The organism is Glaesserella sp. (assembly GCF_041817755.1).
In the GTDB taxonomy this organism is placed as follows: Bacteria; Pseudomonadota; Gammaproteobacteria; order Enterobacterales; family Pasteurellaceae; genus Glaesserella.
Genome location: NZ_JBGYBX010000041.1, coordinates 1 through 4,955 on the forward strand (window position 1 = coordinate 1; position 4,955 = coordinate 4,955).

General features: G+C 43.4%; 8 protein-coding genes. 4 read left to right on the plus strand and 4 right to left on the minus strand.

Annotated elements, in window-relative coordinates:
- The 4 genes from ACEYKX_RS05840 to ACEYKX_RS05855 all read right to left on the minus strand — a co-directional run.
- A partial coding sequence (locus ACEYKX_RS05840; RefSeq protein ID WP_373780651.1) for a hypothetical protein occupies positions 1 to 206 on the minus strand: 206 nt, incomplete at its 3' end.
- Positions 207 to 278: 72 nt separating this feature from the next.
- Complete coding sequence (locus ACEYKX_RS05845) at positions 279 to 584, minus strand: type IV secretion system protein VirB3 (protein ID WP_373780653.1); 306 nt, start codon at positions 582 to 584, stop codon at positions 279 to 281.
- 3 nt (positions 585 to 587) lie between these two features.
- Positions 588 to 971, minus strand: coding sequence for a TrbC/VirB2 family protein (locus tag ACEYKX_RS05850; RefSeq protein ID WP_373780654.1), 384 nt, complete (start codon positions 969 to 971; stop codon positions 588 to 590).
- A 53-nt stretch (positions 972 to 1,024) separates the two neighbouring features.
- Positions 1,025 to 1,618 (minus strand): lytic transglycosylase domain-containing protein, encoded by a 594-nt coding sequence (locus ACEYKX_RS05855; RefSeq protein ID WP_373780656.1) that lies wholly within the window; start codon positions 1,616 to 1,618, stop codon positions 1,025 to 1,027.
- 255 nt (positions 1,619 to 1,873) lie between these two features.
- Here ACEYKX_RS05855 and ACEYKX_RS05860 point away from each other — a divergent pair, with 255 nt between their 5' ends.
- The 4 genes from ACEYKX_RS05860 to ACEYKX_RS05875 all read left to right on the plus strand — a co-directional run.
- Positions 1,874 to 2,317 carry a hypothetical protein gene (locus ACEYKX_RS05860; protein ID WP_373710818.1) on the plus strand — a complete coding sequence of 148 codons (444 nt, stop codon included), beginning with the start codon at positions 1,874 to 1,876 and terminating at the stop codon, positions 2,315 to 2,317.
- Positions 2,318 to 2,356: 39 nt separating this feature from the next.
- Positions 2,357 to 3,280: a virB8 family protein gene (locus ACEYKX_RS05865; RefSeq protein WP_373710819.1), complete on the plus strand. Its 924-nt coding sequence runs from the start codon at positions 2,357 to 2,359 to the stop codon at positions 3,278 to 3,280.
- Positions 3,280 to 4,017: a TrbG/VirB9 family P-type conjugative transfer protein gene (locus ACEYKX_RS05870; protein ID WP_373710820.1), complete on the plus strand. Its 738-nt coding sequence runs from the start codon at positions 3,280 to 3,282 to the stop codon at positions 4,015 to 4,017. The genes ACEYKX_RS05865 and ACEYKX_RS05870 overlap by 1 nt, the downstream gene beginning before the upstream one ends.
- 2 nt (positions 4,018 to 4,019) lie before the next feature.
- On the plus strand, positions 4,020 to 4,955 hold a 936-nt coding region (locus ACEYKX_RS05875), incomplete at its 3' end, for a TrbI/VirB10 family protein (RefSeq protein ID WP_373780658.1).

Here is a 4,955-nt window from a genome sequence, read left to right on the forward strand (position 1 = left end):
ACATAATCGGGCGCGCGCAGGGATTGCAGCAATCGGTTGAAAGTATTGTGTTTGTGTTCCAATTCCCATTCTTCGCGGCCGACAAAAGGCAGACCGGAAAGATGCCAAGTGGTCAGGTAGTCGCCACCGGTGGTTTTAACGATGGTCGGGGAAACATGGGTGGAGAGCGAGACAAACTGGCTGATGGAAGTGTCGGGATTAAACATTTTGGTTTTAAGTGAGCAATTGTTGTTTGATTGACCCGGTGCGCTTTGGGCGCAACGGGTATGCCTGATGTTTTATTTGGGCGGGTCTTTGCGGTATTCGTTTGGCGAAAAGCACCAGGTATCGGGAAATTCTTCACGATTACGCGCTTTGAGACGGAATTTCAGACGCAAACCGAGAAAGCGGAAAATCATGTCGTCGCGTTTGGCCATCTGCCGCATAATCAGGATGATAAACGGAATCATCAACAGAAAAAACATATTGAAATACATGCCCATCAACAATCCCGAACCCGCACCGATAAAAAAAAAAGGAATGTAGGGAACGCCCAGAAAGGTTGCCGGGCGGGTACATCCTCTGAATACGATGTTTTTTTGCATGGTTTATGCAAAGAACTGCATGATTTGCAGCATGGCAGATGTAGAAGCAGAGCAAGAGTCGGCATTGCCCACCAGCATTTTGGCAATTTGGCCGGCTGCACCAATCAATACGCCGCCGATAAGGATAGGGGCGACATCGGAGATGCGTTTGTGGGCGAATGCGATTTGGTAACCGGCGAAGATGATGGCGATGGTTACGACGGCAACGGACATCAGGTTCAGAACGGTATGGATATTTTTGATGAATTTACATGCGCCGCCGGTTGCGGAGGTAAAGTCGTCGGCCAGACCTACGGTTGGGGCGAGGGCTGCAGCTGTAATGAAAGCTGCTGCAGCAACGTTTTCTGCAGTCAGCCAAGATGGTTTTTTAGATACAGATTTTTTCACGATATTTCCTTTATGTTGAGGTTGACGAATAAACTATTAAAAATATCAACTGATTAGAATACGAATGCGCTGTCGGTATGTGTGTGTGCCGTATGTTCGGCAGCGGCCATGCCCGTATCTTTAGAAGAAGCAACGGATTCGATAATCGGTGTTGCTTTTTTTGTATTGTTATAAGCCGTCATGGTTGACGGTGCAGAGTAAGAGCGAATAGCTGCAGATGAGCCGCTACCCACCGACGGCAATCGGGAAACGGCAATTTTTGTGTTGCTGCTTTTCCGCCCCATTGAGGCAAAAATTTTTTGCACATAGCCGTGTTTATAGCCGGTTACAAAATTGCCTGAATAATAGCAACTGAAGGATTTTCCCCAATCCTTGGAACGGTCGTAGCATTCTTTCAGAATCTGCGAACCTGCTTTGAGATTGGCGCAAGTCTGGAAAGCATGTTCGTATGAATGCAGACCGTACTTTTTCAGGTTGTAACGGTTGACTTGCGCCAACCCTAAAGAAAAGTTGTAGCCTTTTTGCTCCAGCATTTTTGCGGTAGATACGGCTTCGGATAAATTACGGGGCTGTCGCTGCAATTTTCCGTTTACTACGCCGATGGCATAAGGATTGCCGGAGGATTCTACCCTGACGACATGCTGCATAATGTGATGTGGGATTGCTAAATCGGTACAAGAAAGCATGACAAATGAAAATAAGTGATTAAAGTCGGTTGACGCGAAATTTAACACAGATTAAAATAATTAACAATAAATTTCCCAAAAAAAATTCGATATACATTGATTAACATAGTTGTTACATGAATTATTATTTAATTGCGTTTTTATTTCGCTGATGTAATTAACTTTCGTTGCTACTTTGTTATTTTACTACTTTGTTATTTTTAAAGGTATTCATGAATGATTGTTCATAATAAGGCTGCTTTATTTTCAATGGCGGTGGCTGCGGCTCTTTTAGCGGGGTGTGCGGCAAATTCTGCACCGGATTTTCCGAAAACATGGAAGCCGTTAAACGAATTGCCGGAAACAACTACGGAAATTCCTTTAGTTAAGCAGCATGTTTATCAGGTAACCCAGTTAGATACAACTGTAAAAGGCTTGCTGGAACGCTGGGGTGAAGAGGCAAAAATGCCGGTTGTTTACGACCATCCGTTTGATTTTACTCTGTTTCGTCAAGTTAAAAAGATCCAGCAGACTGATTTGAATGCAGCTTTGCAGGAATTGGGCGAGCTCTATGCTGATAAAGGTATGGCGTTTTATATCCAAAATAATGTCATTATGGCTCATAAGAAAACCGGTGTTGCGGTCAAAACAGTCAAGAGCAAATCTAAAAAAGCCTATTAACCGGATTTCAAGATTTCAATATTAATAAACTGGAATATTATGCGTAAAAAATTTAAGGACACAGATAGCGGCAATATCCAACAAGTCATCAAAAAATCCGTGGATTTTGAAAATACTTTGGTTGATATCCGCAGAAAAAGTGAAAAACGGGCGTGGACTGTTGCCGCAATTTCAACAGTTACGTCTCTTTGTTTACTTGGCGGGTTGTTTTATGTGCTCCCTCTTAAGGAAAAAGAACCTTATCTGGTTATGGCCGATGTTTACACCGGTCAGATGACTGTCGCCAAATTGAAAGGGGATTGGAATAATATCGATATTACGAAGAATGAAGCAGTCAATAAAAGCAATATCTCCCACTTTGTAACGGCACGGGAATCGTTTGACAGTCAGATTATTTATGATAATGACTGGGCAACGGTATATGCAATGTCTGTTGCCAATGTTTCCAATACTTATCGTAATCTCATGAATAAGGGCAATCCAAACAGCCCTTTCAATGTTTATGGTTCTGCTCAATCTATCCGCGTCAAAATCCTCAGTATTGTTTTGAATAACAGTGGTAAAGCAGAAGGCCGCGATGCCAGTGCAACCGTCCGTTTCCAAAGATTCTTGCTGAATAAAGGCACGGGTATGTCACGTTTTATCGATAGCAATGTTGCCACTTTGACCTATACCTATAATAACAATTTGAAAATGGATGAAAAATATCGGGTAAAAAACCCTTTAGGGTTCCAGGTTCTTTCATACCGTGTCGACCCTGATGCCAGCGTTGCCGCCGAAGAAGATGCGTCGGCCGATTATCCTCCGATGGATGTTGCCACTCCTGCCAATCTGCCGACAGAAACTCCAAGTACGACCCCTCAGGTAGATAACTCTGGCAATGTGGCTGCGACTGCACCTGCTCCCGCTGTTAATAACGCTCCTAATGTTGCACCGATACCGGTTACCGGAGAGGAAAAATAATGTCTCAAAAAATAAAACAATATTTATTCGGAACTTTGGTTTCGACTTCGTTACTGTCAGCTCAAGCCTATGCAGCCGCCATTCAAGAGTATATGTTTGAAGCCAATAAAACCTATCCGGTTTATACCTCGATGGGTGTTGTTACTCAAATCGAGCTTGATTCCAGGGAAAATATCAAAGACTTTGGTTCGGGATTGAGTGGCGGTTGGGATTTAGCCAGACGTGAAAACGTGTTCTATTTAAAACCGAAAGCCAATGCTGTTGATACCAATTTGATTGTACGCACCGAAGCGCATCAATATATTTTTGAATTAAAAGTAGTGAGGGGCGAATGGAAAAGCCTGTCAGAGGCAACCGAAAACGGTGTGAACTATCAAGTCAAATTCCGCTACCCTGACTACACCGATTTCAGTTTGCGTTCAAGTGCGCTGGCCGGATACAGTTTGCGATATGACCCGTCAAGAAATTATCATACTAATTATGATGTAGCAGCCAATGATAAGTCTGCGTGGCTTGTTCCCCTGAAAGTGTATGATGACGGTAAATTTACTTATATTTATTTAAACAAAGGCAAATTTACCGGCGACTTTCCAACTGTTTACGGACGTAAAACAGAAAGTGGTGCGGAATTTGTATTAAATAGCAACGTAGAGAACAATATTATCGTTGTTCACGGTACATATCCGATTTTAGTCTTGCGCCATGGTAAAGACGTTGTCGGTTTACGGAGAAATTAAAAATGTCAGAAAATTTAAACAATAATTTTGATGAGCAGAATCCAAGAAATTCGCAAACAGCTGACGACTCTGCAAACCTTTATGTCAAACAGTATGAAAAAGAACAACAGCAACTGGCAGCACTGGAAGAAAATGCGCCGCAATTGAGTGCACCTGTCGATAGAGAAATCAATAAAAAAGCCATTGCTTTTATTGTCTTGGCAGGTTTCGGATTAGCCGGTTTGGGAGCATTTGCTTACCAGCAATTTAACGATTCGTCAGAAGAAACACCGCCACAACCTGAACGGGCTCAAGTAGTAACTGTCCCTGATTTGCCGCCGCCTCAGCCGGTTGCAACAGAAGCTCCACCTATTGCTGTAGCAGATAACACAAAAGCCATATCTGAACCGGTAAGTACAACTCCTCAGGTATCAACCGTTCCGGTTATGATGGAGCCACCCGTTACCGTTACGCAGCAACCGGTAGAAATGACCGCTCCGCTACAAAACATACCGAATAATAATATTCCGGTACAAATGCCGGTAGACAGCGAATTTTCAGGGGATTCTCCTTTTGTCCAAGACGGTAACCCGCCTCAGCATGCTCAAGGAGCTGTAGCAACAACCAACGCTGTCCGTTATCTTCACAATAAAGACAAGCTATTGGTGCAGGGTACTTATATCCGCTGCGTTTTAGAAACCAAAATCGTATCTGAAGTTCCGGGGTTTACTTCTTGTATCGTTACCGAACCTGTTTATTCTGCCAGTGGAAAATACGTTTTATTACCTAAAGGTTCCAAAGTAATGGGACAATACGGTTCAAGCAACCCGACCAGCGCACGTTTAGGCGTTGTTTGGGACAGAGTTATCACACCTGATGGTGTAGATGTCACCTTGAAATCGCCGGGTGTTGATAATCTGGGTGCTGCAGGCCATGTAGGAAAATTTAAATCACATTGG